This is a genomic window from Gilliamella sp. BG3, from assembly GCF_046635605.1.
In the GTDB taxonomy this organism is placed as follows: Bacteria; Pseudomonadota; Gammaproteobacteria; order Enterobacterales; family Orbaceae; genus Gilliamella; species Gilliamella bombi.
In genome coordinates, this window is the sequence record NZ_JBIDFE010000012.1 from 37796 (window position 1) to 64009 (window position 26214).

Sequence of the window (26214 nt, forward strand, 5' to 3'; positions counted from 1 at the left end):
TGTGTTGTGTTGTGTTGTGTTGTGTTGTGTTGTGTTGTGTTGTGTTGTGTTGTGTTGCTTCTTTCATTCTACCATAACCTATTCAATATTTCAAGTAATTGTTTAATATAATATTTTTATATAGTGTATCGATTAATTTTTATAAAATCATTTTTGTTTTAGATAAAAAAGAAATATAGTAACTCACTAAAACAAGCCTATATTGTAAATAAAAAATAACATCATTTAAATATAAAATGCTGACCTTTTTGTTAAGATTTGTAAATATTAGCTTGGATATCTTTTACTTACAGTTGGAAAGAAAATTATAAAAAAGCAATGCATATTAAAGTTGTAATATCATCCGTTGATAATCTATCATTGAAAAAAATAGCTGTACCAATATATAAAGCGATTTACTATTAAATAATTTAAAAAATTTTAGTAGCTATAATATAACCGCTAATGTAATTATTTTTATATACCAATAATTTTTATAAATTCTTATTTATGTTAACGGCTTGCATAAATGGAAATAACATCGCCAGAATCAATATCTATATCAACATTTATATCATCTATAACTATTCCGCCTGCCCCAATGTCCATCCAATTATCTTGCGTTATCTCTTTCGAATAAAAACTTATTGTATAACAGCTAAATCCATTATTTATTCTTATATAATTATTAAAAGATATATAAAAATGATCGATATCGTATTTATATTTGGTCACAAATTCGCTTTTCTTTGCTGCTTCTATCGCTTTGAATAAAAAAGGCGTATACTTTTTATCAAGTTTAAAAATAGTACCTTCGTTCATTATATAAGTACTCCTTTCCGAAATACTATATTGTACTTGAATAGCCACACCAGTGACTATTTTCTATTTAGAGATCACCAATAGATTAGAATTCTAATTCATCCCACCAAATATCGATAAGTGGGCTAGTTTTAACACTTTTTAGACCGTGTTCGTTTAGCCATTTTGTGACAATGTCACGATGTTCTTCGGTACAATTGCCTAGTTTTTGGGTGCAAATAATCCCTTTCCAATTTAAATAACCACTCCCCTCATAAGCTAAACCATTGGGTTGAATAGCCTCAAGAATAAACTGATCGACAATATTATCTAAAGTTTCTTCAGTTGTACCTTCTTCAAACGACCAACTAACGGTAAAACCTAATTCTTTAAATTCTTCAATGTGTAATTTTTTTCGTAAACGTCTGCTGCGATTTACCATAATAATTTCCTTCTTATTAAATATAAGTTTGCTTATTTTTAGTGTGATTATGTTTATTGGAGGTTTTCACACCATTTTGATTGGATTGCGACGATCGATTTGAAGATGAACTTCTTTTTTTTGCTGGCGCACGCCTTGGTGGCGATTTTTTTACAGGTTCAGCTTTAATTTTTGGATCAACTTCAAACCCTTTGGTTGTTAATTCTGGAATCTTTTTTTTAATTAATTTTTCAATTGCTTTTAATTGTGGCAATTCATCAATGCACACAAGCGAGAGAGCTTGCCCTTGATTCTGCGCTCGACCTGTTCGACCAATACGATGAACATAATCCTCAGCAACTTGAGGGAGCTCATAATTAACAACGTAAGGTAATAACTCTATATCAAGACCTCGAGCGGCAATATCTGTGGCAACCAATGCCCTAATTTGTCCGCTTTTAAAATCAGCTAATGCTTTTGTACGAGCTCCTTGGCTTTTATTCCCATGAATAGCTGCTGATTTAATGCCATCTTTCGTTAATTGTTCCGCTAAATGATTTGCACCATATTTGGTTCGTGTAAAAATTAACACTTGTTGCCACTGATTTTTACCGATTAAATAAGACAGTAGCTCACGCTTACGACGTTTATCAACTCGATGAACATATTGAGTAATTTGATCTGAAGCACTATTGGTTTTGGCTACAGCAACAGATTCAGGTGACTGCAAAATAGATTGAGCCAAAACTTTTATTTCATCCGAAAAAGTTGCCGAAAACATTAAATTTTGCCGTTTTTTAGGTAGCTTGGTAATCACACGACGAATATCATGTATAAATCCCATATCTAACATGCGATCAGCTTCGTCCAACACCAGTATTTTAATCGTTGACAGATCCACCGCATTTTTTTGCTGTAAATCAAGCAATCGCCCTGGTGTTGCAATTAAAATATCCACACCACTGCGCAATTTCATCATTTGCGGATTAATACTCACCCCACCAAAAACTACTAATGAACGAATGGACAAATAACGACTATAATCACGAATATTTTCACCTATTTGCGCAGCCAGTTCGCGCGTTGGGGCTAAAATCAAGGCATATAAAGGACGTTTGCCTTTTTTAGGTTTTGGATTATTAGCTTCTTTTGCTTGCTGTTCAATAAGCTTTTGTAATATTGGTAAACCAAACCCTGCCGTTTTACCTGTTCCTGTTTGTGCACTCGCCATAAGGTCTTTACCAGATAAGATTACAGGTATAGCTTGTTGTTGAATGGGAGTTGGATCGGTATAGTTTTGTTCTTGAATTGCTTTTAAAATCTCAGTATCTAAACCAAGAGAGCCAAATGACATGAAATGTATCCTAAATAAATAAAAAATAAATTATTCATATGTATTATAAAGCAATTCAATAATATTTGTTTGATTATTTTGTAAATTTACTTATCGACTATTATGTATACTAATCCAAATATTAAAATATTACACAAACCCTTACTTAAAATTATCAAAGCACCTTTAATATATAAATATGTTATAAAGAAGAGTACTAATTTTAATTGTGTTTATCCATAAAAATATAAATGATATTTATTATCATTTACGATTATGTTAATATTTTGCTCTTTAATAATAATTTACTGGATTAAACATGCTTTTAAACTTTAGCCACATTAAAAAGCTATTAATTGTCTCACTTTTATCGCTTTTTAGCTTTAACTGTTTTGCAAAAGATGATATCACTTTTGCAAACTTCCGAGATATACGCGATTTGAATCCACACCTTTATGGAGGTGAAATGTGGGCTCAAAATATGCTCTATGAGTCGCTTGTTCATTATAATCAAGATGGCACATTTTCTCCTTGGCTTGCCGAAAGCTGGACTATTACAAACCAAGGAAAAACCTATACGTTTAAACTGAGAAAAGATGTTACCTTTAGTGATGGTGTTAAATTCGATGCTCACAGTGCAAAATTAAACTGGGATGCTGTCCTGTCAAATAAAGTGCGCCATACATGGCTTGAAATGGTACGTTTAATTACTGAAGTCAAAGCGGTAGATGATTATACTCTTCAAGTTAATCTGTCAGAGCCTTACTACCCGTTTTTGATTGAAATTGCAGTAACCAGACCCATGCGCTTTATTTCACCGAATTCAATGATCGATGGTGAAACAAAAAATGGCGTTAAATCTTATATTGGTACAGGCCCTTATATTTTAGGTGATCATAAAAAAGATCAGTATGCTGTTTTTAACGCAAATCCTAACTATTGGGGTGAGCAACCAAAACTGAAAACTGTTACCATGAAAGTTATAGCAGACAACCAAAGCCGTTTAATGGCACTTGAAAAAGGTGAAATTGATTTAATTTATGGTAAAAATATGGTGGATGCCGATTCATTTGAACGTTTTTCAGAAATTGATAAATTTCAAACATTAATGTCAAAACCTGTATCAAGCCGTATCGTATTGATGAATACCACTCGACCCGCTTTAAGCGATGCTAATGTGCGCCGAGCAATCGAACATATCATAAATAAAAAAGATATTTCGGAAGGTATCTTCAATGGTAGCGAAGCGCCAGCTGATACATTAATGGCTACTAATATTCCTTATGCAAATATTGGGTTAAAACCTTACGAATATAATATTAAATTAGCCGAAGAACTACTTGATAAAGCAGGTTGGCTAAAACAAAAAGGTCAGAATTACCGTCAAAAAGATGGCAAATCATTTGAAATAACTCTTTATTATGATAGCAATACTGCATCTCAAAAAACTATCGCACAATATATGCAAGATGAGTTTGAACAGGTTGGTTTAAAACTTAACATTCATGGAGAAGAAGAACAAGGTTATCGTGATCGCCAAAAAGCTGGTGATTTTGATATGGTATTTGATATTTCTTGGGGAATGCCTTATGACCCACAATCTTTTATGTCTGGCATGAAATTACCAGTATATGGTGATTATATGGCACAACAAGGATTGAAAGAGAAAGCTCAAATTGATGCAAGCATTAGTAAAGCATTAATTTCAACTGATGAAAAAGAACGTCAAGATCTTTACCGTTATGTGCTTGAAACATTGCATAACCAAGCGGTCTATATTCCGTTAACTTATGAACGCAACCGAGCTATCGCCATAAAATCACTAAAAGGTATTGAATTTGCTCCTTCGCAGTTTGACATTCCCTTTGAGAAAATGCATTTTTAATTTATTTTGTTAGTTAGTAATAATGTTAAATTACTTTTTTAAACGTTTAATTATGATGATACCGATTATTATCGGTATCTCGTTTATCGCTTTTCTACTTATTAATTTAGCCCCTTCTGATCCTGCTGAAGTAGCATTACGTTTAAATGAAATTATGCCCACGCCTGATGCTATTGAAAGTATGCGCCTAGAGTTAGGTTTAAATGAACCATTTTGGAACCGTTACATCAGTTGGTTATATAACGTTTTTCAACTTGATTTTGGTCGTTCTTTTGTACATCGAGATAGGCTAGTATTAGATGAGATCATTCGAAGCTTACAACCAACACTGCTTTTAGCATTATCTTCATTTATTTTTACGTTAATTATTAGTCTGATCTTAGGCATTTTATGTGCCATTTTTGTCAATTCAGTTTTTGATCATATTTTACGTATTATAATTTTTTTAGGCACGGCTATGCCGAGCTACTGGCTTGGGCTTTTATTTATCTGGTTTTTTGCTAATTATTTAGATTTACTTCCAACTAATGGATATGGCACATGGCAAAATCTAATCCTACCAACTTTAACGCTATCATTCGTTTATATTTCAACCTATATTCGTTTTATTCGTAATAACATGCTAGAAAACATGCGTAACTACTCCGTTTTTTATGCACGTAGCCGAGGACTAAAAGAACGAACAATTATTCTTAAGCATGTATTAATCAATTCGTTACATACCACTATTACCGCATTAGGGATGACAATTCCGCAATTAATTGCTGGCTCATTTGTGGTTGAATATATATTTTCCTGGCCAGGACTTGGACGGTTATGTATTGCAGCTATTATGAATCGAGACTACCCCGTTATCCAAGCTTATATTTTAATTATGGCAATATTATTTGTGGTATGTAATTTTATTGTCGATGTTATTCATCATTTACTAGATCCTCGTTTACGTGATAATGGTGGTTTGTCATGAATGTACTTAAGCAGGTTTGTAAAAATAAAACTGCATTATGTTGTTTAATTATCATTGCAACTATCATTATATTAGGTATTTTAGCCCCTTATATTGCACCATTTGATCCCAATAAAGTACGTATTATTCGTAAATACGCCCCAATGTCTGCTCAGCATTGGTTAGGTTGTGATCATCTTGGACGTGATATTTTTTCAAGACTACTTTATGGTATTCGCTCCACGTTATTTTTGTCATTATTAACCATGATTATTACCATTGTTATTGGTGCAATAATTGGCCTAATTTCAGGTTATAAACGAGGTAAACTTGACGAGTGTATTATGCGTTTATGCGATATTATGCTCTCTTTTCCTAGCCAAGTAATGATTCTTGCTATTGTAGGCGTACTTGGTGTGGGTATTGAGAACGTTATTATTGCCAATATTATGGTCAAATGGGCTTGGTATAGTCGTATGATTCGCAGCTCGGTTATCAAATATAGCCGTAAAAACTATATTTTATTTTCCCGAGCAATTGGCGCACCACATTCATTTATTATTCGCCGTCACTTATTACCAAATGTAATGTCAGAGTTAGTTGTGTTAGCCACACTAGATACTGGTTGGGTAATTTTAAATATTTCAGCTTTATCTTTCATAGGGCTTGGCATACAAGCACCAACTCCAGAATGGGGACTAATGCTAAGTGAAGCAAAAAACGTTATGATGCAGCATCCTATGCAAATGCTCTACCCCGGAATTGCAATATTAATTGTGGTTGCTGCATTTAATATGCTTGGTGATTGTTTACGTGACATTCTTGATCCTAAGGAAAAAACAGCATGAATAATAAATTACTTGAGGTTAAGAATCTTACTGTAACACTGGATAATGGCAAAACACTGCTTAATGATATCTCCTTTTGCCTTGAGCATCATCAATGTTTAGGTATTGTGGGCGAAAGTGGCTGCGGTAAAAGTTTAACTAGCAAAGCTATTATCGGTTTATTAGAGCCCTACTTTTCGGTTCAAGGCAAAGTTTTATTTAACCCTAAACAGTCTAAAATAGCATTACAATCAAATGGTGATTTATTAAAACAAAACCATGAAACATTACGCCATATTCGTGGCAATGCTATTTCGGCTATACTACAGCATCCAATGAATGCTTTTGATCCGCTTTATTGTATTGGCAATCAAGTGGTTGAAACGTTATTGGCACATCTGACAATTAGTAAAAAACAAGCTATTGAAAAAACATTAACTATGATTGCGGACATTGGTCTTAATGATCCAAAACAAATCTTTAAGAAATACCCGCATCAGTTAAGTGGTGGCATGTTACAACGAATCATGATCGGAATAGCATTAATGCTTGAACCTGAATTAATTATTGCCGATGAACCAACCACAGCGTTGGATTCTATTAGTCAACTTCATATTCTGCAATTATTAAAAAATATCAAACAAAAATCGAAAACAGCAATGATATTTATCTCGCATGATTTAAGTGTTATTCACCATATCGCTGATCATATTATTGTAATGAATCAAGGCCAGATTATAGAACAAGGTAGTTGCGATCATATTTTTTATCATTCTAAAAATGATTATACACGTTACTTAATTGATACTCGTAAACAGTTATTAGCCAAATTTAACGCCGTTATCCACCCAAATAGATTGGAGACTATCTAAATGACGCCGTTATTACAAATTAATAATCTCAAAAAATCTTTCTTACAACCTAATCAAGGTTTATTTAATCGCAAAAAAACGCCAATTATTAAAGATGTTTCTTTGTCTTTATACCAAGGCGAATGTTTAGGTATTGTAGGAGAAAGCGGAAGCGGTAAAAGTACACTTGGAAAACTAATTTTGGGGCTTGAAAAACCTGATAGTGGCAAAATTTATTTTAATGGGCAAGATATAGGACAACGTGCATGGCGAAAGTCTCCAATGCGACGAGAAATAAGCGCTGTGTTTCAAGACTACAACACTTCAGTTAACCCTTATTTTACCGCTGCTGAAATTATTGCCGAACCCATTTATATTTATGACAAACTTACTGCAAGCCTACTTAAAAAGCGAGTAATTGAACTATTAGAACAAGTAGGATTAAATGAATCATTTTATCATCGATTTCCCCACGAAATGAGTGGTGGACAATTACAACGTATCTGTATTGCACGAGCAATTGCCTGTTCACCTAAATTTGTTTTATTTGACGAGGCAGTAAGTTCACTTGATATTACTGTTCAAACTCAAGTTTTATCGTTATTAGTTGATCTGCAAAAACAGTTAAATTTAACAACCATTTTTATTACACATGATTTAGCGACTATCACTTATCTTTGCGATCGGGTGATCTTCTTTTATCAAGGACAGATTGTCGAACAAGTTGATAAAATAGCCAATTTAAATCAGGTTAATAATGTTTACTCTAAACAACTTCTTAAATCTATTTTAGGTTTTTAAATTATGGCAACTCAATCTATCGTTAATAAACAATATCGTTTTAAAGATTACTTAGCGCTAGTTATTCCGTTTATTATTTCAACTATTACAACTCCATTACTGGGCGTGGTCGATACCGCATTGGTTGGACATTTACCCAATCCAGCCTTTATTGCAGGCATTGCTGTTGGCGCTGTTATTTTTAATACTATTTATTGGCTTTTTGGCTTTTTACGAGTTAGTACCACTGGTTTTGCAGCACAAGCATTAGATGACCCGTTACTGTTGCGAGCATCTTTAATTCGCCCTTTATTTATAGCTATATTTTTAGGAATTATTTTTATCATTTTTCAACAGATGATATTTTCTTCCTCAATGCACATTATCAAACCTAATGAAGAAGTAAAGCATTACGCGGATATTTATTTCTCTGTCTTAATTTGGGGAGCACCGTTTGTCCTTATCAACTACGTTTTAGTTGGTTGGTTAATGGGAATGTCTAAAGTAAAGGCTGTGCTATTTCTACAAGTATTAATTAATCTGCTTAATATTATTATGGCAGTAATTTTTGTTTGGGGCTTTCATTGGAATGTGCAGGGAGTTGCCTTTGCAACACTAATTGCCCAAATAATTTGTACTTTGTTAGGCATTTGGTTTATTTATCGTAATTTACCGAAATCCAATCAACAAACTGATTTAAAATCGATACTATCTTGGCAATCATTAAAAGGAGTGATTTTAGTTAATACCAATTTGATGATTCGTACCATTTGTTTATTAATCGTTACCAACCATTTTATCTCGATTGGTTCGAGTTTTAGCACCGAAGTGTTAGCTGCTAATGCCGTTTTGTTTCAAATTCACTATTTAATGGCTTATTTGTTTGACGGGTTTGCCAATGCCTCAAGCGTATTTAGCGGTAAGGCGAAAGGTACTAAAGATATTAAGTTATATAATCAAACCTTACATTGGTCACTGCAAGCTTGTATTATTTGTCCTCTAATATTAATTGCCTTATGGTTTGGATTTAATACAACAATTATTAAATTATTAACCAATCAAACCGAAATCATCACAATCTGTTTGCAATATCAATATTGGCTTACTATCTTTCCTATTGTGGTTGCAGGTGGTCTTATCTATTATGGCGTTTTTTCTGGGATCAGTTACACTTCTTCTATTCGTGATTCTATGATTCTTGCCTTAATTTTATGGCTGATATCACAATATATCTGTGTACCAATATGGGGGAATAATGGATTATGGCTTTCTTATATTTTATTTAGCTTAGGTAGAACTTTATTTTTAGTAATGTGGGTAAAAAATTCTAAAAGATATATACTAAACTAAATAACCAATTATCTTTTAAAAGTCTAAAGTATTTATACCGTTCAAAGCATTAATTAAATAGTTATATAAAAGATAATACAAAGCTTTTGTTTCTGAATTAACCTGTTGTGTAAGCAACTATACCATTTTATATTTTTTAAAATATATCATATATTTTAAATAGTTAAATCATAACTATGGTTTAATAAACTTACGATTTGTTCAAACGGCACAGAACCGTCGAGCATTATTGTGATCCAGTGATTTTTATTCATATGATATGCGGGTAATATATCTGAATTAATTTTTATTATAGAAATTAATTCAGGATCAGATTTAACATTAATTATTTCCACCATATCTTTTGAATTTAGACCTAACTTATTCTTTCCCACTGACATAATTAACCCCAACCATTTAGCATTAGTTTTATGTCTAATAACCTGATAGTTAGGGTAATTTTCAAAAGTATGGTCAATTTGAATATTGTTCAAAGTATGAGCATATTCAATTAATTTATTCTTAAGGCTTATTGTTATTTTTCTTTTTCAATTCACCCAATCTAATACAATAATATAAACAGCTTATTTAATATATAACATGCTAATTAAGCCTTATAAAATCACTGTTATACATAATAATATCAAAATAAGGTGTCAACAATAGCTATAAATTTAACCTATTTATTTTTGTTCTTTACAAATTTCATCTATTGATAACGTTGCTGGCACATTACGATCATCATTGAATTGAAAACGAAATAAAAACCGAATATCATAAGCACGTAATACTTCAATCACGTCTTGCTTATTACAAAATTGAGCATTAAGCCCAAGCCTGATATTTTCTGTAATGTCTACTATTGATACACTTTGGCTATCGGTCGGCATATTATATTCAAAAACAATATTATTAAGGTTACCAAAAATGTTAGTTATTTCATAACCCGCATCCACTTTAACCGGAAATTCGCCACCTTCACCTAATATCGACCTTTTTGCACTATCAGCAAAAGCTTTAGTTATGTTTGCTGATGGTGGTAATTCAGCACTATACGCATTCGAAATTGTAAAAAGAGCAGAAAGTAACACTACCAATTTCATTAGCTTTTTCACTTCAATATTCCTTACTTTTAGATTTAACAGTCATATTGATTTTATTATAAAAAACATCTAAATGAAAAACAAATCAAATAAATTCACAACAAAATAAGCGGTTTATAAAATAACTATATGAAAGAATTGATATTTATACTTAATAGTCATATCGTTATACATACGTCACAATTAATTGCTGACAACTAAAAAATATCATTTTAAATCGATACAATCAAAAAAGGTAACCATATTGGCTACCTTTTAATAGCATTAACTGAATAAAATTACTTTTTATGTGGATGAGGATCTTTAACTGAATCACCCTGTCCAGACATAATATACCAACCATTTTTGCTGTGCGGTTTTTTATTATAATCAGGGCAAGGAGGTAACGATTTCTTACTTTGGTTAGAATAAATATAGCCACAGTCAGCGCACTTATAAGTGCCAGACGAAACATCACTACCGTATGGAGCAAATTTTTGTACCATTATAAGTCCTCCTAATAAATTAGTGATAAACCCAATGCTTATCACTGTTATATCTAACCGCTGATTTAAGAAAAAAGCAAGTGTAGTTTTTTAAAAATTGCTCAATAAACATGTCTTTTTAGGTGATATAAAAACCATCAGGTAGAGTATTGATTTTATTAAATTTTTATTTATCAGTTGCCAAGCTGTTTGTTAATATTTCCAATTCTACAGATATATCTGAAATAGAAATCAAACAAGTTGTGTAACTATCCCCTAAAATAGTACAACAAAAAAGTAGAAAATTCTCTATGATAAAAGAAAAGGGGATTTAATAATGGATTTTATGTGTGACAGTAGTCGTAATCAACGTCGCTTTAGAACATTCAATGTCATCGATGACTTTAATCGTGAGGCGTTAGGGATTGATATTGCAGTAAGCTTACCAGCAGGAAGGATTACCCGCTACTTAGATAAACTGGCTGAATATCATGGGTATCCATTAAAAATACGGGTCGATAATGGGCCAGAATTCACCGGAAACACGTTTACTAATTGGGCAAAAACATGGTATAATTATAGATTACATCAAACCCGGTAGCCCTTATCAAAATGGCTATATTGAACGATTTATAACACCGAAAGACCGCATGAGACATTAAATAACATGACACCGATTGAGTATAAAAAACTAAAACAAGCAGCTTAATTTTCTACGTGAATTGTATACTAAGTTTGGGATATTTACAATATCATTCCATCGTATCCAATGTATGTAAAAGATTATCAGGTTGCTCTATCAAAAAAAAGGTACTAGATTAATGAGTATTATATTTCCTGATTGGTATGACGATTTGTATCAATTTGAATGCGAATCTAAAGGTGTTATATTGAATTTTGAAATTACAGTAAATGGAAATACACGCACGTTCAATTTTTATGATCCGATACGGTTTATTCAAGATATGGAAGATGAAATAGATGAAATAGCTGATATAGGATATTTTAAAGATGAATATGCTGTAGTTCTTAAAAAAGTAACAAAAGACAACATTATCAAATATTTATTGTCAATTTGATTTGTATGCTCGGATAACCATGATATTTGACCAGTTTATCTAGATAGTAAATAACACTACCAGCTGATAAACTCACCGTAGTATCAATATCTAATACTTCTCTTTTAAAGTCATCAATAATTACGTACTAAAACAACGTTAGCTTCGACTTCTATCATCCAAATTCATTGACCAACATTCACCTTGTTTGTTGGATAACGATTACTTTTCTAGTGTTCGAGGTAGAGTACGCTTTTTACGCTTTATTTGAAAATTAAGTTTTAACTCACAATACACCCAATAAACACGTTTGCAACTCTATTTATAGCGAGCTTTCCGATACAATAAAAAATTTCGGCCCCCCAGCGTAAATGTTTTTCAGCTATATCACTTAATATCAAAATAATCATTGAATCATCCAATAATTTAGTTGGATAATAGTAAGTACAACGACTTAATACCACAATAGCGCGACTGATAGTAATTGATTTACAAAGATAATTATGGGACATTTTATCTTTAGAAAAATCTAAGATATATTCAATTTTGATGGTACACTTAATGAATAATAAAAAAATCCACAGTAGCAAAAAGAAAGAACCCGAATTGTTGAAATGAACTTACATATAAAAAATAAAATGTTACAAAATAAAGATGATTCAATTAAAGATACTTTTTGCTATTTATTATTTGAGATAGGTTTTTTTCATGCCAATCTAATTGAAATTACAATAAAAAATGCAGAAGAATATCTATATCTAGTTAAAAATGATATTGATATAAAAAACCTTTTAATTTGGATTTGTCAATGTGTAGACCAATGTTTCATTTCTCACCATGATAAGGATGATTATTATACTATAAAAAACTATTCTTCTGAAATTGAAAGCAAATGGAATAATGGCTGGAAACCAAGAATACAATCATTAATTTAAAAATTATAAAATATCAAAAAGTTACATCATAATTTAGTAATTTACATTACTACTCTTATTCCAACTAAAACAACTGTCCAGAAAAACTGACCGATGCTAATAGAGAAATACTGTCAGAATGTAGCTATCAGCTTTGAAGTAAGCACATTAAGGAAATTGGACACGAATCCATAGAGCAACACCTCAGATATTAGGGACAATATTTAGACAAATAAACTGGCTTACATTACAATAATTTCAGATACAATGATCTGGAAATAGAACGCTTTATTCTGGCAAACCTGATTAGATTATTAGCTGGCTTGAATCTGTGTGCACCTAATGAATTTTAATTAGGTTTTGGTCTATTGTTGGGGAATTGTAATAAATCATAGATAATTAGAAGTAAAATATGCAGTGAACTAAATGCAAAAAGGCTCTTGTAACTGTACAAAATAAAACAGGTACAAAGGAACGTATCATTAGGATGATTTTAGTTGGAATGCGAAAATTGGAGCTCAGAATTCTAATGGCATGCATTTGCAGATTTATACTTATAGCGATCCTATGGCGGTGAAATTATTAGGATATTTTATTAATTATGAATAAGAGAAAATACAATAATCCTTACCATCCATTTCCCTATGAAATGAAAGGTCAATTCTTTGAAAGATTGGAAGAAAATAAAACTCGTTTTATTGAGATTTATTCTATTGAATATGAGAAACCTGAGGAAGAAGATGACGAATGGGAATTTTCCTTGTATTCACTTTATATAGATCAACTTATAAGACCAATAATAGATGAGAAAGAAGTGTTTTTTTTATATAAGCTGCGTACATATTATGCAGACCCCACATTAACGGATAATAATAGTGCATTCAATCAATCAATAACTTCATTTGAACAATATGTTTTTTCTAATTTCGATGAGTTATTAGAATATGTTGAACAACGATGGAGAATAGGATTAAGTGATTTTGTTCCAATTAATGAAACACATATACCTTATTGATAAATAAATTGATAATACCTATAAGTAATACAAACTAATTATAAATAACAATATTATCAAAACCAAAAAATAATAGTGGCAGGCATTTAATTGATGAAAATCAATTTTATTAAATTATTCTAGCTATTTCTATTACATTATCAATATAAAATATTTGAGATAACGTTTAATTTATTATACATTTACAAATATTTTAATAAATAAGGAGTATTAAGTGTTGAGTAAAGCAATTAATTCATGGCTTGATGGCTATAGAAAAATGTTTCGTTATAAAGGCCGTTCAACTCGTAGTGAGTTTGGATTTTTTATTCTTATTCAATGTATATTAGTATGGTTCTCTTTTGTACTGCTATTCAGTATGGACAAAATATTACCAAGTACTATATTAGGAATTTGTGTAATGTTAATTTTTATCGTTACTTTTCTTACAATATTGTCTTACAATGTTAGACGATTACATGATATAGGTACAAGCGGTCTGTGGTGTTTTGTTTATCTTCTCTGTCCAGGAGCTATAATAGGTGCATCTTTAATAATAAAACCAACTTCAGGAGAAAACCAATACGGACCTAACCCAAGAATATTGTCAAATTAGTAAAATACTCCTTCACTCCGCATGGTGAAGGGAGTACAGTTTTCCCTATATTCAGCTCTTTGTTCTTAACTATTTTATCTACCCCCTCTTATTCTCAGTTTTAACATAACTTTCAACTAACATTTTAATGATTATAAATATCCTATTTTTAGTACAAAACTAACGTAGATAATGATATTGTTTATTTTCGTGTTTTATATTCAATAAATGCCATATTTAATACATCTTCCTAAAAATGAGCCCAGTCACAGTGACTTAGAAAACCAATATTACAGTGCCGGTTTCAAACAGTGATTGTTACAATATGGACTAAGGCAAAGTATGAGTCGAAGATGAAGCTGCTTTGATAATGCGGTTGTTGAAAACTTTTTCATATACTCACCCCCATATTATTCATGATTGTTACTATAAAAACAGGAAGCTGACTAACAAAGCACTATTTGAATATATTGAAATCTATTATAATTATATACATCATCAAGGTGGGCTCTGTCTAATATTTTGGTGAGAATCTAATTAATTGAATTGGTTAAATTTTTAAAAATACTGGAGAAAATAAATGGATTTAACTGATTTTCTTAGGACTGGGATATATTTGGGATTAAAAGTAGAATTACCAGAGAAAGAAATATATTCTATTTTTCAAAAAAAAGATTTGGGTAAAAAATATTATTTTGATAAATTTAAAAAAAGTGAAGGTTTTTCTTATTTTTACGATTCACTGGAAATAATGGTTGTTAATTCCAAGATATATTCAATAGGATTTGATTTAGCTCGTCATCCAGTTACTTTATTGAATAATATAATCATATATTCTGAAACAAGTTTTGAACTTATTATGAAATATCTTGATATTGCTGATATAAATTGGTCTTTTGAAAAACAATATTGTTATAGTCGCGAATTAACAATCAAAACCGAAGGAAATGTTTTAATTGGTTGTGTATATGATAAAGGCAATTATTGGCTATCAAAATTCAAAACATTCAAAAAGTAAAAGGGGATTTTCTACTTTTTGACTGTACTATTTAAGGGATTTATTAATATTTATAATACAGGTAATCCCATAAATCGATTTTGGGGAAAACGCCTAATGATATTTTTAAAGGATCATTTCAACCATGGAGAGTAAACTTGCCGATGTTTTTCTACAGGCTTTTTAGCAAGGACCAATTAAGCAACCAACCATCGCCATAGGAATAAAAATTGGAAATATAATCAAACCAATCATATCGCCCTGGATGTCAATATCTGATTCTTTTTCATGATTTGATTTAACAAATACAGTAATTGATTCTGGTAATAAATATTGATCAGATAATGTATTGGATTGCTTATAGAAGTTTCCTTTGGTTTTAAATAGAACTTGATAATAACCATCTCTCAAAATCGATTTTGATTTATATTTCGCTAATAATTTTTTATTGTTTAAGGCTTTTAGCTCAGGAATAAAATTACTATATTGAGCAACAATTTCATCACTTAAATTTTCTTGATAAAATGTAATTGATACACTTTCAATATCATCTTTATTTTCAGCTAAAAAATCATGGTAGCTTTTAAGTTCTAGTATGGCTTCGGGACTAGTAAATTGATATGAGTATTCCTTTGATTCAGCAATAATCCCTACACTTTTTTCAACTTTTAATTTTATAATTGTGTCATTACTAGGCAAAATTTGCGTTTGCTTATTTGCACAACCACAAAGACAAAAAATAAAGATAAAAACAAGTTTTTTCATTAGGTCCTACTTCAAATATTTAGATAAGGATGAATCATTATTTTATGTTATCCCATTTTCTGTAAACTTATTGATTTTTTTAATATACAAGAATAAGTAAAATTAAAGAATAGACTTTTTGAGCTCCAATCAAATTTTCGATGCTTCTTGTTTGGCTTGATGAATGATGGCTTTAGCTATCCATTGCGATAGTGATATTACATTTTGATCATCAAGTCCCCAGATATCCTTGAGTACCATAAATATTTCAGAACCGTAAATAATTGAAATAGCATAAACTACTTTATCATAAAGCTCATTTGGTAGTTCAGCTTTGAGTGGGGATAATATTGTTGTAAGAGTTTCTTTACGATTACCTCGTACCAATTTTTCGGTTTGTGGTGATAATGATGACCGTTCTGTTGCCCACTGTTGTAATGAAACCCTTAATGCTGCACGTAGCGCCCCTTCATGCTTTAGCATTTGAGGAAAAGCAAAAGCTAAAAAATCATTAATACGTTCTTCTGCATTTTGTTTTTTTGATTGCCAACTAAAAATAGGTTCTAATGAACTTTCTACCACAGCTGTAATTAGAGCACTTTGTGTTGGAAAATAGCGGTATGCTGTTGCTCTAGATATACCCGATTTATCAGCAAGTTCAGTTATGGTAAGCTCACAGCCTTGTTCTAATGCTTCTAATGCAATATTAATTAAACGCTCATAAGTCCGTTTTTTTACGCCAACATATGTTGGGTGCGATACTAAAGTTTTCTGAGTCATTAGGAATATATTTAATTTATCGTAATTTTAAATATGATACTGCATTTTAATAAATTAGTTAAAATTTATCATTTCCTAAAAAATGAGACTTAAATCTCATTTTTGATATATAATGTATGACAATTAATCACCCTTTTGTTACAAATATTTACCTAATTAACTCATTTAGGAGTAATAAATGGCATCAACTAGTACAATTTATTTGGTTACTACATTAGACACCAAAGGGCAAGAAATCGTTTATATTAAAAATATTCTTGATTTAAAAAATCTCAACTGCAAAATTATTGATGTTTCTACACAATCTCATCAATTTAATCATTTAGCAACTATCACAGCAGAAACCGTCGCTAGTTACCATCCAGACGGTAAACAGGCTGTTTTTTGTGGCGATAGAGGTAAAGCAATTGTTGCAATGGCCGAAGCTTTCAAATTGTTTCTGATGACTCAAAACGATGTAGAAGCCATACTAGGTTTAGGTGGTTCGGGAGGAACTGCATTAATTACTCCAGCCATGCAATCATTAGCTGTAGGAATTCCTAAACTAATGGTATCAACAATGGCATCTGGTGATATTTCTGGTTATATCGGTGCAAGTGATATTGCAATGATGTATTCAGTTACTGATATTGCTGGAATTAATGTCATATCTAGGAAAGTTTTAACCAATGCAGCTAATTTTATTGCTGGCTCAATTCTATTTAAAACCCAAGATACGATTGAAGATAAGCCTGCAATTGGTTTAACTATGTTTGGTGTCACAACTAAATGTGTTCAATCTGTATCAACTAAATTAAACGGGCAATATGATTGTTTGGTTTTTCATGCAACAGGCAGTGGTGGCAAAGCAATGGAAAAACTAGCTGATAGCCATTTATTGCACGGTGTGCTTGATATTACAACAACGGAAGTATGTGATTATTTATTTGGCGGTGTTTTAGCCTGCGATGAAGATCGTTTTGGTGCCATTGCAAGAAGCCAAGTACCTTATATTGGATCGTGTGGTGCACTTGATATGGTAAATTTTGCAAGCCCTGATACTATTCCTCAAAAATATCAAGATCGCCTATTTTATCCACATAATCCACAAGTGACATTAATGCGAACAACGCCAGAAGAAAATCAAAAAATGGCTAATTGGATAGCAAATAAACTTAATCAATGCCAAGGTTATGTCACTTTTATTATTCCTGAAGGTGGTTTTTCTGCTTTAGATATTGAAGGTGGTGCTTTTTGGTCACCAAAAGCAAATCAAGCATTTATTGATGAATTTGAAAAAACCTTTATTCAAACTCAAAAAAGAAAGTTAATAAAAACCCCTTATCATATAAACTCACCGCAGTTTTGTGATCTTATCATCAATGAATTTACAAAAATAATGAAATAAATATTTGGAGAATATTATGGGTAGTCAACGCACTCAATTGTTAAAAAAATTCCACGACATGATAGCTAAAGGTCAACCAATTATTGGTGGTGGAGCTGGTACAGGATTATCAGCAAAATGTGAAGAAGCTGGTGGTATCGATCTTATTGTTATCTATAATTCAGGGCGTTACCGTATGGCAGGTAGAGGTTCATTAGCAGGATTACTTGCTTATGGCAATGCTAACGAAATTGTAATGGATATGGCTAAAGAAGTATTACCAGTAGTTAAAAATACGCCAGTACTAGCGGGTGTAAATGGCACAGATCCATTTTGTCAATTTGACCAATTTTTAGATAAATTAAAAGAAACGGGATTTGCTGGCGTGCAAAACTTTCCAACTGTTGGACTCATTGATGGCAACTTCAGAGCAAACCTAGAAGAAACAGGAATGGGATACGCTTTAGAAGTCGAAATGATCCGCAAAGCACATGAAAAAGATCTACTTACAACACCTTATGTATTTAGTGAACAAAATGCGATCGATATGGCTAAAGCGGGTGCAGATATTTTAGTACCTCATATGGGACTAACGACGGGGGGGAGTATTGGTGCAGAAACAGCATTAAAACTAGCTGACTGTGTGCTACTAATCAATCAATGGGCAAAAGCGGCTAAAGCAATTCGCCCAGACATTATTATTTTATGTCATGGTGGTCCTATTGCTACCCCTGAAGATGCTGAATATATTTTAAAAAATTGCCCTGAATGTAATGGATTTTATGGAGCAAGTTCAATGGAACGTTTACCAACAGAAATTGCACTAAAACAAACGACAGAAAGATTTAAATCAATTCAACGACACTAACAATAATATAAGCAATAACAGCGCAACTAATGTATCGCGCTGTTATTTTTTTAAGAGAAGTGAAATTCGTTAAACTTTATTCTGATTGAAACATTATATTATTAATATCTACGCATATTTGTTATATGGCAATTTAAATTTAACAGAAACCCTAATCCTATGTAAAAATATGCATAAAAGCTTTAACAAATAAGTAAATAGCAAAACCACCAACCACTTTCAAAATTATCTTCGATTTGAAATAATTGTTTAATAATACTATTTAGATAATAAAAAATGAGATTAGTCTAACAATTCCTTCTCAAAAAGATTAAAATTGATAAATATTATTGATAAACTGGCAAATATTTTTACCAGTTTAGGCTTAAATTAATCGCAAAGTAATAGTACTAAGCAGGAACAGATGAACACTCCCCCAAAATGGTTAAGGTTGTTAATTGATGAGAATTGCTCATTTGAACGACTATTAGCCAAACTTACGAAAGCCTTTAACTGTACATTTACTTATAAAAATGATAGTGGTATTGCTAAAGCTAAGTTAGATGATTTTACTATAATAATTCATGACAAAATTGATCGTACTTTTGACATCGTCCTTAATCCATCTTATATTCTTACATTCATGATTACAGAGGATAAATCTCCTAATTACCACGTTGAAAAGCATATTCAAACAACCTTAACCAATCATAGTATTATCTATCAACACTCACAAACCAAAGATCATGCCTATCCCATTGAACTTCCTTTTTGGCAAGCGCCCAACGATGACATTGTCATAAAATCCAAAGGCGATGCTTTAACCGCCTATTGTAAAATATGGTATAAACCTGCCAAGTATTCTAAATTTACGGGTATATTTCAGTTTTCTAATGTTTGGGCAATGCATTTTGAGCGAAACAAACAGTGTGCTTATTACAGTCATTGTGATAGCGATGATGTTAATTCTTGTTATTGGGTTGTTCCTGAATCATCATGGCTTGAGCAATTAGTCAATGAACGACAAACTCATTTCCCTAATTGGCAACAATATGATCGCGGTGACTATTGGCATTACATTATTCAAAGTGATTCATTCTACGTAGAAATCATCGCTAAACAGATCAAAATATCAAAAAAGCAATTAAAAGGTATTTTTTAAGATAAAATGGCAATATATAAAGGTCAAATCATAACTTGATATTCAATATACTATGAATCATCTAAATTTTTTTATAAACAACTTTATAAAGAAAGATAAAAAACAACGATATCACTTTCTCATTAATGGAAAGTGGCAGAAATTTGCCAATAATATCAAATATCTTGATAAACATTTGAATCACCATTGTGTAAGAATCGATAACAATGCTTTTGAAAAATTTGCTCAAATTATAAAACACTATACCATTAAATCAGGATATTATTATGATGCCTATACCAATGGGATGGAAATATCAACCCATTGTCTAGATAATATTCATGATGATAGCCTACTTATCTGCTCTGATAACAATATTGCATTTTATTTTCATCATGATAATTGGATATGGTTTTGCCAAATAAAACCTTAAGCAGCATTATAGATAAAACAGGTAACCCAAAATATGCACTCATTCAATGATATAAATCAACTTTTAATCGACTGCATTAATCTACAGGATAATTTATTAAATAAACTCTATTTATTAGCTAATCAGCCTAAAGCCGTTGAATTAATTAAAACACATTTAACCCAAAAGTTTGATCCCTTGTTATTACACTTGATCAAACAATTTCCAGAAGCAATCAAAATAAGCTTATTACCTGAAATTATCAACATTATGCAATATTTAGATGGCAATACAAAATTATGCCAAGAGATTATTTTAAGTATCAATACACAGTGGCTAGAAAAACATCTTTGGAATTATATTATACCTATTTTAGGGCAACAGAATTATGAAACATTTGGTATATTGATGTATTTATTCAATTCATTTAGCCAGAAGTTATCAAAAAAATTGGCTATTTTAGCTTTACAAAGTGACGATAAAGATGTGCAAGAAATCGGTGAGTTTTATTTATCAAATAATAGATGCCTTTTGGATGATGCTCGAAGTAGCTTGATATGCTGATTACAACAGAATCGTTAAAATCATTTTTTAAGTTAATTGTACAAAGTAATAAAAGGATTAATCATGCAGGGGTTTTTTGATAGATTAATGCTTGGTGAACTAAAGGATGTAATGATCGCTGGCTATATTGATTATGCTACCCTACCGATTTTTCACCCATTTTATGACAGATTATATTTTATTATTGATGAAGTTATTTTTGAGTTATATCTCAGTGAAGCAGGTATTATACAATATAATGAATTAACAGAAATTAAAGCATGGTTTACTTTAGATGATGATGACCATTTTTCATTGATGTCAATTTATTCACAATTATTCAAAACTGAGCAGGCTGTAATTATCACCGATATAACATACTCATCAATACCCTTCTCCTCAATGAGTATAAGTTACGTCAATGGTCAAGACTGCGGTAATTTACTTTTTGACCCAAATCATTTTTTTGGTTTTACATTTTTATAAAGGTTATAAATGTTAGATATTATTGATTTTATTGAATCATCATATAAAGATAATTCAGAGTTAAAACACAAACTAGAATTAGTCAAAAAATTAATTACCTACTTGTCTGAACATGATATCGACAGAACTGTTGGTGAGATTATACCTATCTTGGGCTGTAATACAGGTTATAGTGAATATCGAATCATTAATGACTGTGAATCGGATAACCCTTCACTGTGGTCTGAGTACCAATATAATGGCGAAAAGGTAAGGCTGAATTCTGGCGATATTGTACTCACAATGAAAAAATAAATTTTTGATAATGGGTTAGCACTATCAATAAGTAAATTAAGCAATAAATTAAGTGATAAAATGAATATAAAAAAATAAACGCACTATTTAAAAATAGACGTTTATTTTATTAGATTAATTTTGCTGGCAAGTTAAGTATTTATGCAGTTGCATTATTGCTATTTATTTCAACCACCAAAACATGACCTTGATCTTTCAAAAAGTATTCATCATCTTGTGGAGCGCGTAATGACATCATTTTATCATCACCCACCTCCATGGTATCGCCTGGCCTCATTGTTGCACCGCTATCACGCAAATACTGTAGGATATTGCCAAACATTTCAAAATAATATTCCCCCTCATCATGGCTATTGGCTAATACAGCAAAATCAGGCAAGCCAAAAATATCCGCACCATAAGTACGCATCCATACCCCTTTAACACCCTCTACCTCATATTTCACAAATCCACAAAAGAACGAGGGTAAGCAATAGCGTAAACTATCAATTCCATCTTTATCTGTAACCAATTTGCGAATAGTATTTATCGGTAGCGAAGTATGTCCATTTCCGTTAATCACAGCTAAAGCATTAAACTCCTCCAAACCAGCTGCTAAACGGGTTAAAGCAAGGTATTGCTCAAGTACATCTTGCTCATACCCAACATAATATAAAATTAAATGGCTATCATTATTGCGAATTTGCGCTTTGATATCCTGATTATAATGTGCAGGTGCAATACAAGTTTCTAATACCTCTGCAGGATATGGAGCATTGATACCGAATAGCTTAATCACGTGTTTTCCCCAACCAACTAAGATATAGCATCCATCATCTAACTGCCCCAATGGCTGTTGGCATTGGATATCTTTCATAGAAGAATCTATATTACGTAATTTATTTAATAAATTATTTTCATCAAAACAAAATTGTCCTTTAAAAACGACTCCTAATGCTAACGGTTCTTTAATCTCTGGATTTTCAACCAGATTCCCGCTTGCTTGTTGTTGCTGTGTTTTTTTGCCAAATAGGCGTGAAAAAATATTCATTTACTATTCCTTAATATTAAGTTTTTCTAAAATCTATTATTATCAATAAGGATACTAACCATTATATTAATAAATCTGATTTATACTAAAGATTACTCAACAAAGTATTCCATCACCAATACCATTCCACCATTTTGTAAAAAAGATTCTTGTACCAATGGATTACGCAATAACATTTTTTTGCCCTCAGTATCTTCAGTAGTATGACCTGCACGTATCATTGCCCCACTATCCCGCAAAGAAAGCAATAAATTATTGAACATGTTCATATATTTTTCTCCATCTTCATAACTATTAGCTAATATAGCAAAATCAGGAAAACCAAAAGCATCGGCACCATAAGTACGCATCCATATGCCATCAAAATGGTCAACATTAAATTCCTCAAATCCAATAAAAAATAAAGGTAAACAATTACGTAACAAATACACGCCTTTTTGTTCGGTTGCCAGTGCACTGGCAACATGAGTTGCTAAAATTTGATGAGCTTTTGCATTAATAAGAGCGCACATATCACTATGTTCAAATCCAACAGCAAACTGTGTTAGAGCAACATATTGTTCAACTAAATCCTCTTCAAAGCCAACATAGTACAACATTATATGGCTTTGATGATGATAAACTTGTTGTCTAAAATCTTGCCTTTTTTGACTACTTTCAATACAAGGTTCTAAAATTTCGGCAGAACAAGGGGAATTAAAGCCAACGATTTTAATAATGTGCTTACCAAAGACTGCATGTATATCAGCTCCATCAGCTATTTGCTCAATTGATGATTGCAAACTAATATTTTTCATTGATGAATCAATTTTGCGTAATGTTTTTAATAATTTATGTTGATTAAAAGAGAGTTTGCCATTGAATAGAACGATCAAAGATAAAGGATTTTCAATAGAAGAATTTGGCACAAAGATGTCATCTGATTGCTGGATTTCATTATCACCACGCCTAAACAAGCGAGAAAATAACCCCATTTTATATTCCTTATTAAATTCATCTTCTATTACCTAAATAGCACAAGCCTAATTGGGTACGGTTTTGTATACATTATATTTATATTGTAGAGTATTTAAAATACCAAACGATCAATTTTTTAACAAACATATCTTGGATGATTTTTAAGCTCATCGACTAAAACATCGATTAAACAACATTGCATCACTTTTATTACGTATAGCGTTAGGTATTATGTTTTTGGCGCATGGGTTAACTAAACTTCTTGTTTTAACCCCCTCTGGTACAGCTCAATACTTTGAATCTATTGGATTTACAGGATTTGTTGGTTATTTAACAATTGCTTTTGAAATTGCTGGTGGCGCTTTATTACTTTTAGGAATTCTAACTCGTATAATCAGCTCACTCACTGTTATTCAGATGATTGTTATAAGTTTTATTCATTCAACAAATGGCTGATCATTTAGCAATACAGGTGGAGGTTGGGAATATCCTGCTTTTATGGCTTTGAGTGCATTTAGTCTTGTATTATTGGGGACTGGAAAAATTAGCGTATTACCTCAAAGATATCATTCATTAACAAAATAATATGATCCTTCTATTGAATTGAACTCTCTAAACAATAACTTCCAGTACAAATAAAAAATATAGAAATTGCTCGTATTGTTTACAGTAATTTGAGAAAATATTATAAACAATACAAGCAGTTCCCATAAATTATTGTTTATAACATTTTTATTATTAGCATGAAAAATACAAAGAAGAATTACAGGTGAAATAGTATGAAAGAATATAGTTGGGTTTGGGTTTTTAAGAGAGACAATATTTCAATGGTATCTGCGGTGTTTTCGTCCCTTGAAAAAGCAGATAACTGGGTAAAGCTTAACAAATTAACAGGCGTTTTGACTAAAATGCCGATAGATATTGGTGGTTATGATTGGTGTATACAAAATAGTGCACAAATGCTTGAGCACTATCATTACCAAGAAGGTATTAGATAAAGTTATATTAAATTGTTAGGTTTGTTTAAACTCACTTTATTAGTAATAGCAAAATTTTATAAATACTATAATTGACATAAATCTTACCAAGAAAAATGATATTTAAGAAAATCAGAATATTAATAATATGATAAATAATGAAATAAAATTCTTGGCAACAAATATTAACTGTTATACCGAAGATCAAGTATTAATTATTGGTATCAGCAACGATCTAATATTTCCCAACAATTACTTAATATTATCTAGATTTGATGAAGATGAAGGTGATGTAGATGAAGGTGATGTAGATGAATCAATAGGTATTCAAACTCATCTAACCGAAATCGAAGTAGCTAAAGCAGTTAAAAGTATCGTTTTGAAAAAAAATACACTTACCATAGAGATAAATAAACATAAAACCGAGCAAATACAGGCTAAAAAAATTATTATTGAATTTAATGAACTAGATAACACGTTGTTAATTAAATATATTAACGATATTTTCTCAGATAGTTCAGCAACTGTAATTATTAATGTATAAAAGAAGAAAAAAGAAAAATAACATGCTTTATCAACAAGAATTTATAGCTTGTATCACACAAAAAATATCTGAAAAACAAGACCTGTTAGACATTAGAAAATCACTTGTTTATTTTAAAAACAAAGGCATGTCCAAAAATTGTATGTATGTGTGCTTGCAAAACTTAACATATCCTAATAGTGAAGATATTATTTTAGAATTAATGGATTTTGTAACAGGTTTTTGTCATTCTGATTTGGCTGTATACTAACATCAAAAAGAATAGATGTAGCAATTATCAAGATATAAGTATTTACATCAAATCACCCACATTGCATAAAATGATACAAGTGCGTATGTAAATGTAATAAGCTATTCTTCTTCTGATTTAAATAAAGAAATATTTTCTATGAATCGGTTTATTAGAATTCGGAGACAGAATCAACCTTACCCTTTAAATAACAAATTCACAAAATCTAGGATGGGATCCTTAATGAAATTCATTTATAGAAATGATAAAACAAAATCGCTTCATTGGGAATTTTGTGAGAAAAATAAAGCTCCTTTTATAGAGTTAAGTATTATTAATCATAAATTCACTAATATCTTTTATGATATAAGCAATTATCATATCTCTTTAGAAGAAATTTCTGATGATATAAAAAAATTATATTTAGCTTACATCGAATTTTGTATGCTTTCCGATCCTATAATTGAAGATTCGTATAACCAATACTATTTTTTTAATTTAATCGTAAAAAGTGAGCATGCTAATTTTTTAGCAGAAAAATTATATGATTATCTTTTATTTAGATTAAGCAATTAAGTTAGAATATT

At 31.1% G+C, this 26214-nt stretch carries 32 protein-coding genes and 2 pseudogenes; 23 read left to right on the top strand and 11 right to left on the bottom strand.

Annotated elements, in window-relative coordinates; genetic code table 11:
- Positions 1 to 492: 492 nt before the first annotated feature.
- The 3 genes from ACGH6S_RS06970 to rhlE all read right to left on the bottom strand — a co-directional run bounded on the left by ACGH6S_RS06970 (position 493) and on the right by rhlE (position 2555).
- Positions 493 to 801, bottom strand: coding sequence for a hypothetical protein (locus tag ACGH6S_RS06970; RefSeq protein WP_085164088.1), 309 nt, complete (start codon positions 799 to 801; stop codon positions 493 to 495).
- Between the two features lie 85 nt (positions 802 to 886).
- Positions 887 to 1222 (bottom strand): YggL family protein, encoded by a 336-nt coding sequence (locus ACGH6S_RS06975; RefSeq protein ID WP_411578559.1) that lies wholly within the window; start codon positions 1220 to 1222, stop codon positions 887 to 889.
- 16 nt (positions 1223 to 1238) lie between these two features.
- Positions 1239 to 2555 (bottom strand): ATP-dependent RNA helicase RhlE, encoded by a 1317-nt coding sequence (rhlE, locus tag ACGH6S_RS06980; RefSeq protein WP_411578558.1) that lies wholly within the window; start codon positions 2553 to 2555, stop codon positions 1239 to 1241.
- A 298-nt stretch (positions 2556 to 2853) separates the two neighbouring features.
- Here rhlE and nikA point away from each other — a divergent pair, with 298 nt between their 5' ends.
- The 6 genes from nikA to ACGH6S_RS07010 are packed head-to-tail and all read left to right on the top strand — an operon-like array spanning position 2854 to position 9173.
- A complete protein-coding gene (gene nikA / locus ACGH6S_RS06985) occupies positions 2854 to 4419 on the top strand; it encodes a nickel ABC transporter substrate-binding protein (RefSeq protein ID WP_411578557.1) in 1566 nt (521 codons plus the stop codon).
- 22 nt (positions 4420 to 4441) lie between these two features.
- A complete protein-coding gene (gene opp1B / locus ACGH6S_RS06990) occupies positions 4442 to 5386 on the top strand; it encodes a nickel/cobalt ABC transporter permease (RefSeq protein ID WP_065589797.1) in 945 nt (314 codons plus the stop codon).
- Complete coding sequence (opp1C, locus tag ACGH6S_RS06995; RefSeq protein ID WP_085164092.1) at positions 5383 to 6213, top strand: nickel/cobalt ABC transporter permease; 831 nt, start codon at positions 5383 to 5385, stop codon at positions 6211 to 6213. Before opp1B ends, opp1C begins: the two co-directional genes overlap by 4 nt.
- Entirely contained in the window at positions 6210 to 7064 is an 855-nt protein-coding gene (locus ACGH6S_RS07000) for an ABC transporter ATP-binding protein (RefSeq protein WP_296300912.1), read from the top strand. Before opp1C ends, ACGH6S_RS07000 begins: the two co-directional genes overlap by 4 nt.
- Positions 7065 to 7844, top strand: coding sequence for an ABC transporter ATP-binding protein (locus ACGH6S_RS07005; protein ID WP_085164094.1), 780 nt, complete (start codon positions 7065 to 7067; stop codon positions 7842 to 7844).
- A gap of 3 nt (positions 7845 to 7847) precedes the next feature.
- Complete coding sequence (locus ACGH6S_RS07010) at positions 7848 to 9173, top strand: MATE family efflux transporter (protein WP_085164095.1); 1326 nt, start codon at positions 7848 to 7850, stop codon at positions 9171 to 9173.
- 155 nt (positions 9174 to 9328) lie between these two features.
- On the opposite strand, the gene ACGH6S_RS07015 is transcribed toward ACGH6S_RS07010, so the two are convergent.
- From ACGH6S_RS07015 to ACGH6S_RS07025, 3 genes are all read right to left on the bottom strand, one after another.
- Entirely contained in the window at positions 9329 to 9646 is a 318-nt protein-coding gene (locus ACGH6S_RS07015; RefSeq protein ID WP_411578556.1) for an MmcQ/YjbR family DNA-binding protein, read from the bottom strand.
- 189 nt (positions 9647 to 9835) lie between these two features.
- A complete protein-coding gene (locus tag ACGH6S_RS07020; protein ID WP_065589791.1) occupies positions 9836 to 10267 on the bottom strand; it encodes a hypothetical protein in 432 nt (143 codons plus the stop codon).
- A 266-nt stretch (positions 10268 to 10533) separates the two neighbouring features.
- On the bottom strand, positions 10534 to 10740 hold the full coding sequence (locus ACGH6S_RS07025) for a hypothetical protein (RefSeq protein ID WP_034910630.1): 207 nt from the start codon (positions 10738 to 10740) through the stop codon (positions 10534 to 10536).
- A gap of 316 nt (positions 10741 to 11056) precedes the next feature.
- Between ACGH6S_RS07025 and ACGH6S_RS07030 the strand changes: the two are divergent.
- Together ACGH6S_RS07030 and ACGH6S_RS07035 are read left to right on the top strand one after the other, a co-directional pair.
- Positions 11057 to 11428 (top strand): annotated as a pseudogene (locus ACGH6S_RS07030) (DDE-type integrase/transposase/recombinase); the annotation flags it as partial.
- A gap of 112 nt (positions 11429 to 11540) precedes the next feature.
- Complete coding sequence (locus ACGH6S_RS07035) at positions 11541 to 11798, top strand: hypothetical protein (protein ID WP_411578555.1); 258 nt, start codon at positions 11541 to 11543, stop codon at positions 11796 to 11798.
- 260 nt (positions 11799 to 12058) lie between these two features.
- On the opposite strand, the gene ACGH6S_RS07040 is transcribed toward ACGH6S_RS07035, so the two are convergent.
- A complete protein-coding gene (locus ACGH6S_RS07040; RefSeq protein ID WP_411578554.1) occupies positions 12059 to 12289 on the bottom strand; it encodes a hypothetical protein in 231 nt (76 codons plus the stop codon).
- Between the two features lie 102 nt (positions 12290 to 12391).
- Between ACGH6S_RS07040 and ACGH6S_RS07045 the strand changes: the two genes are divergently transcribed.
- The 4 genes from ACGH6S_RS07045 to ACGH6S_RS07060 all read left to right on the top strand — a co-directional run bounded on the left by ACGH6S_RS07045 (position 12392) and on the right by ACGH6S_RS07060 (position 15298).
- Positions 12392 to 12712: a hypothetical protein gene (locus ACGH6S_RS07045; RefSeq protein WP_034915866.1), complete on the top strand. Its 321-nt coding sequence runs from the start codon at positions 12392 to 12394 to the stop codon at positions 12710 to 12712.
- A 580-nt stretch (positions 12713 to 13292) separates the two neighbouring features.
- Positions 13293 to 13706 (top strand): hypothetical protein, encoded by a 414-nt coding sequence (locus tag ACGH6S_RS07050; RefSeq protein WP_034915862.1) that lies wholly within the window; start codon positions 13293 to 13295, stop codon positions 13704 to 13706.
- 214 nt (positions 13707 to 13920) lie between these two features.
- On the top strand, positions 13921 to 14301 hold the full coding sequence (locus ACGH6S_RS07055) for a DUF805 domain-containing protein (RefSeq protein WP_051634362.1): 381 nt from the start codon (positions 13921 to 13923) through the stop codon (positions 14299 to 14301).
- A gap of 559 nt (positions 14302 to 14860) precedes the next feature.
- Complete coding sequence (locus ACGH6S_RS07060) at positions 14861 to 15298, top strand: hypothetical protein (protein ID WP_034915509.1); 438 nt, start codon at positions 14861 to 14863, stop codon at positions 15296 to 15298.
- A gap of 162 nt (positions 15299 to 15460) precedes the next feature.
- Here the strand turns inward: ACGH6S_RS07060 and ACGH6S_RS07065 are convergent, their stop codons facing one another.
- Together ACGH6S_RS07065 and ACGH6S_RS07070 are read right to left on the bottom strand one after the other, a co-directional pair.
- On the bottom strand, positions 15461 to 16042 hold the full coding sequence (locus tag ACGH6S_RS07065; protein ID WP_411578552.1) for a hypothetical protein: 582 nt from the start codon (positions 16040 to 16042) through the stop codon (positions 15461 to 15463).
- 129 nt (positions 16043 to 16171) lie between these two features.
- Entirely contained in the window at positions 16172 to 16801 is a 630-nt protein-coding gene (locus ACGH6S_RS07070) for a TetR/AcrR family transcriptional regulator (protein ID WP_065589788.1), read from the bottom strand.
- Between the two features lie 178 nt (positions 16802 to 16979).
- On the opposite strand from ACGH6S_RS07070, the gene ACGH6S_RS07075 reads away from it, so the two are divergent.
- The 6 genes from ACGH6S_RS07075 to ACGH6S_RS07100 all read left to right on the top strand — a co-directional run bounded on the left by ACGH6S_RS07075 (position 16980) and on the right by ACGH6S_RS07100 (position 21890).
- The gene (locus ACGH6S_RS07075) at positions 16980 to 18188 is read left to right on the top strand and encodes a Tm-1-like ATP-binding domain-containing protein (protein WP_085164729.1); all 1209 of its coding nucleotides are present in this window, start codon (positions 16980 to 16982) and stop codon (positions 18186 to 18188) included.
- A gap of 16 nt (positions 18189 to 18204) precedes the next feature.
- Positions 18205 to 19035: a phosphoenolpyruvate hydrolase family protein gene (locus tag ACGH6S_RS07080; RefSeq protein WP_085164731.1), complete on the top strand. Its 831-nt coding sequence runs from the start codon at positions 18205 to 18207 to the stop codon at positions 19033 to 19035.
- Positions 19036 to 19438: 403 nt separating this feature from the next.
- Positions 19439 to 20176, top strand: a complete 738-nt coding sequence (locus ACGH6S_RS07085) for a hypothetical protein (protein WP_208610445.1) — start codon at positions 19439 to 19441, stop codon at positions 20174 to 20176.
- A 445-nt stretch (positions 20177 to 20621) separates the two neighbouring features.
- Positions 20622 to 21131, top strand: a complete 510-nt coding sequence (locus ACGH6S_RS07090; RefSeq protein ID WP_296302540.1) for a hypothetical protein — start codon at positions 20622 to 20624, stop codon at positions 21129 to 21131.
- 63 nt (positions 21132 to 21194) lie between these two features.
- Complete coding sequence (locus tag ACGH6S_RS07095; RefSeq protein WP_085164737.1) at positions 21195 to 21596, top strand: hypothetical protein; 402 nt, start codon at positions 21195 to 21197, stop codon at positions 21594 to 21596.
- Between the two features lie 9 nt (positions 21597 to 21605).
- Positions 21606 to 21890: a hypothetical protein gene (locus ACGH6S_RS07100; protein ID WP_065589784.1), complete on the top strand. Its 285-nt coding sequence runs from the start codon at positions 21606 to 21608 to the stop codon at positions 21888 to 21890.
- Positions 21891 to 22029: 139 nt separating this feature from the next.
- Here ACGH6S_RS07100 and ACGH6S_RS07105 read toward each other — a convergent pair whose 3' ends face one another.
- Positions 22030 to 22920 carry a DUF4261 domain-containing protein gene (locus tag ACGH6S_RS07105; protein WP_085164739.1) on the bottom strand — a complete coding sequence of 297 codons (891 nt, stop codon included), beginning with the start codon at positions 22918 to 22920 and terminating at the stop codon, positions 22030 to 22032.
- A 92-nt stretch (positions 22921 to 23012) separates the two neighbouring features.
- Positions 23013 to 23894, bottom strand: a complete 882-nt coding sequence (locus tag ACGH6S_RS07110) for a DUF4261 domain-containing protein (RefSeq protein WP_085164741.1) — start codon at positions 23892 to 23894, stop codon at positions 23013 to 23015.
- Between the two features lie 178 nt (positions 23895 to 24072).
- On the opposite strand from ACGH6S_RS07110, the pseudogene ACGH6S_RS07115 reads away from it, so the two are divergent.
- The 5 genes and pseudogenes from ACGH6S_RS07115 to ACGH6S_RS07135 all read left to right on the top strand — a co-directional run bounded on the left by ACGH6S_RS07115 (position 24073) and on the right by ACGH6S_RS07135 (position 26203).
- Positions 24073 to 24462, top strand: a pseudogene (locus ACGH6S_RS07115) (DoxX family protein).
- 194 nt (positions 24463 to 24656) lie between these two features.
- A complete protein-coding gene (locus ACGH6S_RS07120; protein WP_065589781.1) occupies positions 24657 to 24875 on the top strand; it encodes a hypothetical protein in 219 nt (72 codons plus the stop codon).
- A 151-nt stretch (positions 24876 to 25026) separates the two neighbouring features.
- Complete coding sequence (locus ACGH6S_RS07125; RefSeq protein ID WP_411578551.1) at positions 25027 to 25398, top strand: hypothetical protein; 372 nt, start codon at positions 25027 to 25029, stop codon at positions 25396 to 25398.
- 22 nt (positions 25399 to 25420) lie between these two features.
- The gene (locus tag ACGH6S_RS07130) at positions 25421 to 25648 is read left to right on the top strand and encodes a hypothetical protein (RefSeq protein ID WP_065589828.1); all 228 of its coding nucleotides are present in this window, start codon (positions 25421 to 25423) and stop codon (positions 25646 to 25648) included.
- A 222-nt stretch (positions 25649 to 25870) separates the two neighbouring features.
- Entirely contained in the window at positions 25871 to 26203 is a 333-nt protein-coding gene (locus tag ACGH6S_RS07135; protein WP_085164743.1) for a hypothetical protein, read from the top strand.
- Positions 26204 to 26214 lie beyond the last annotated feature (11 nt).

Coding starts and splice junctions, on each gene's coding strand:
- ACGH6S_RS07105 (WP_085164739.1), bottom strand. CDS start 22,920: ATGAATATTTTTTCACGCCTATTTGGCAAAAAAACACAGCAACAACAA.
- opp1C (WP_085164092.1), top strand. CDS start 5,383: ATGAATGTACTTAAGCAGGTTTGTAAAAATAAAACTGCATTATGTTGT.
- ACGH6S_RS07095 (WP_085164737.1), top strand. CDS start 21,195: ATGCAGGGGTTTTTTGATAGATTAATGCTTGGTGAACTAAAGGATGTA.
- ACGH6S_RS06970 (WP_085164088.1), bottom strand. CDS start 801: ATGAACGAAGGTACTATTTTTAAACTTGATAAAAAGTATACGCCTTTT.
- ACGH6S_RS07075 (WP_085164729.1), top strand. CDS start 16,980: ATGGCATCAACTAGTACAATTTATTTGGTTACTACATTAGACACCAAA.
- nikA (WP_411578557.1), top strand. CDS start 2,854: ATGCTTTTAAACTTTAGCCACATTAAAAAGCTATTAATTGTCTCACTT.
- ACGH6S_RS07025 (WP_034910630.1), bottom strand. CDS start 10,740: ATGGTACAAAAATTTGCTCCATACGGTAGTGATGTTTCGTCTGGCACT.
- ACGH6S_RS07080 (WP_085164731.1), top strand. CDS start 18,205: ATGGGTAGTCAACGCACTCAATTGTTAAAAAAATTCCACGACATGATA.
- ACGH6S_RS07045 (WP_034915866.1), top strand. CDS start 12,392: ATGAACTTACATATAAAAAATAAAATGTTACAAAATAAAGATGATTCA.
- ACGH6S_RS07135 (WP_085164743.1), top strand. CDS start 25,871: ATGAAATTCATTTATAGAAATGATAAAACAAAATCGCTTCATTGGGAA.
- ACGH6S_RS07050 (WP_034915862.1), top strand. CDS start 13,293: ATGAATAAGAGAAAATACAATAATCCTTACCATCCATTTCCCTATGAA.
- ACGH6S_RS07005 (WP_085164094.1), top strand. CDS start 7,065: ATGACGCCGTTATTACAAATTAATAATCTCAAAAAATCTTTCTTACAA.
- ACGH6S_RS07065 (WP_411578552.1), bottom strand. CDS start 16,042: ATGAAAAAACTTGTTTTTATCTTTATTTTTTGTCTTTGTGGTTGTGCA.
- opp1B (WP_065589797.1), top strand. CDS start 4,442: ATGTTAAATTACTTTTTTAAACGTTTAATTATGATGATACCGATTATT.
- ACGH6S_RS07060 (WP_034915509.1), top strand. CDS start 14,861: ATGGATTTAACTGATTTTCTTAGGACTGGGATATATTTGGGATTAAAA.
- ACGH6S_RS07090 (WP_296302540.1), top strand. CDS start 20,622: ATGCACTCATTCAATGATATAAATCAACTTTTAATCGACTGCATTAAT.
- ACGH6S_RS07100 (WP_065589784.1), top strand. CDS start 21,606: ATGTTAGATATTATTGATTTTATTGAATCATCATATAAAGATAATTCA.
- ACGH6S_RS06975 (WP_411578559.1), bottom strand. CDS start 1,222: ATGGTAAATCGCAGCAGACGTTTACGAAAAAAATTACACATTGAAGAA.
- ACGH6S_RS07010 (WP_085164095.1), top strand. CDS start 7,848: ATGGCAACTCAATCTATCGTTAATAAACAATATCGTTTTAAAGATTAC.
- ACGH6S_RS07070 (WP_065589788.1), bottom strand. CDS start 16,801: ATGACTCAGAAAACTTTAGTATCGCACCCAACATATGTTGGCGTAAAA.
- ACGH6S_RS07130 (WP_065589828.1), top strand. CDS start 25,421: ATGCTTTATCAACAAGAATTTATAGCTTGTATCACACAAAAAATATCT.
- rhlE (WP_411578558.1), bottom strand. CDS start 2,555: ATGTCATTTGGCTCTCTTGGTTTAGATACTGAGATTTTAAAAGCAATT.
- ACGH6S_RS07120 (WP_065589781.1), top strand. CDS start 24,657: ATGAAAGAATATAGTTGGGTTTGGGTTTTTAAGAGAGACAATATTTCA.
- ACGH6S_RS07085 (WP_208610445.1), top strand. CDS start 19,439: ATGAACACTCCCCCAAAATGGTTAAGGTTGTTAATTGATGAGAATTGC.
- ACGH6S_RS07110 (WP_085164741.1), bottom strand. CDS start 23,894: ATGGGGTTATTTTCTCGCTTGTTTAGGCGTGGTGATAATGAAATCCAG.
- ACGH6S_RS07035 (WP_411578555.1), top strand. CDS start 11,541: ATGAGTATTATATTTCCTGATTGGTATGACGATTTGTATCAATTTGAA.
- ACGH6S_RS07040 (WP_411578554.1), bottom strand. CDS start 12,289: ATGTCCCATAATTATCTTTGTAAATCAATTACTATCAGTCGCGCTATT.
- ACGH6S_RS07000 (WP_296300912.1), top strand. CDS start 6,210: ATGAATAATAAATTACTTGAGGTTAAGAATCTTACTGTAACACTGGAT.